Source organism: Brevibacillus sp. NRRL NRS-603, assembly GCF_003013445.1.
GTDB classification, from domain to species: Bacteria; Bacillota; Bacilli; order Brevibacillales; family Brevibacillaceae; genus Brevibacillus; species Brevibacillus formosus.
Genome location: NZ_PXZN01000077.1, coordinates 1 through 1,417 on the forward strand (window position 1 = coordinate 1; position 1,417 = coordinate 1,417).

2 protein-coding genes are annotated in these 1,417 nt (G+C 45.6%); both read left to right on the forward strand.

Annotated features, from left to right (window positions below):
- Positions 1 to 132: 132 nt before the first annotated feature.
- Positions 133 to 1,248: a YpbB family protein gene (locus tag C7R94_RS27935; RefSeq protein ID WP_106785831.1), complete on the forward strand. Its 1,116-nt coding sequence runs from the start codon at positions 133 to 135 to the stop codon at positions 1,246 to 1,248.
- The coding region (locus C7R94_RS27940) for a DEAD/DEAH box helicase (protein ID WP_369835033.1) at positions 1,245 to 1,417 on the forward strand (173 nt) is incomplete at its 3' end. The genes C7R94_RS27935 and C7R94_RS27940, both read left to right, overlap by 4 nt.

The following is a 1,417-nucleotide window of genomic DNA, read 5'->3' on the forward strand; positions in this document are numbered from 1 at the left end:
TGATGATCATGTACGCCATCATAAATTCAGTTCTTTTCAATCGCTTTGTCATACTAGCCTCCAAATACAATGATGCAGTTTACTTCGCTTCTTTAGAGCTTTGAAAAATATAGAATGATGTAAGGAGTACCAATGAACAGTCGGAACAGTGCGGCAGAGGAGCAGGACCTTTTATGTGCGGTCGCCTTGAATGCCATGTTACCTCTGGCCAATGAACGAACGCTGCAATCAGCCTACTACATACTGCGTGGCAGAAAAGCCAATCAGACACTGCAAGATGTGCATTTGTATACCCTTTATCCGTATTATCGGATGTTTTCTCGTTTTCCAAGAGAGGATTGGGAGAAAATAGTTTCAACTTTATTTCAGGCGGGCTGGATTTTACCTGTTGATGCAGTTGGAACGAACGCGAAGCCGACATTTACCTTTTCTGATACAGGATTGCAGCATGCCAAACACACGTACCAAAAATATCGGTTTGATGTATGGTTCGCACCTTTTACACAGTCTGATTTGGCGGAGCGAATCGAACCATTTTGGAACAGACTTCATCTTATGGTGCAGACGATCTCGCAAATGCTTCATGGTGATCTCGGTTTCATCCCGGTCGTATCGGACAAGCCAGCACAGCGCTGGGTAAAAAAACAATTAGCTGATGGGGCAATGCGAAATGCCTGGAAACAGCAATTGTCTGATGAACTATATCGATTATGGGAGCCTCTGGCTGAAGATGTGCAGGAGCTTTTATTTTGTCAAATGTCAGGAGCAGGACAAGTCGGCAAGACCATGGGACAAGTAGCAGAGATTCGCCAGTCAAGTCGTAGTTATCTCACGCTGCAATTTCGATACGGGCTAGCCGCGTCGATTCAGACGCTGCTTGCAGAGAGCACTCATTATCCTCTTTTATCAAAACTTGTTACAGAATCCCACAAGCTTGACCCACGTCTAACGGAAAGTGCTGCCCGAACGTATGCACTGCTTCAGACTGGCTGTGACAAAAAAGAAATCGCGAAAAGACGACAAATGAAAGAAAGTACAATAGAAGATCATTTGGTAGAGATTGCTCTGCGCTGTCCGGAATGGGATATGACAACGTATTTGCCAAATGGGTTGGCAAAAGAGATCGTGGAGACGAGTGAGCGACTTGATACGAGCAGACTCCGGCTCATCAAGGATCAGTTGGAAGCAACAGTAACGTATTTGCAAATCCGATTGGCACTGGCACGAGCGACAAGGGAGGCAAAATGAATAAACAGCTCATGTACGACAGATTAAAGCTGCATTTTGGATACGACTCATTCCGTCCCGGTCAGGAGTCCATTATTGAACGTGTATTGGATGGACGAAGTGTTCTCGGGCTATTAGCAACTGGTGGCGGGAAATCAGTCACGTATCAGCTGCCAGCAATGCTTTTGCC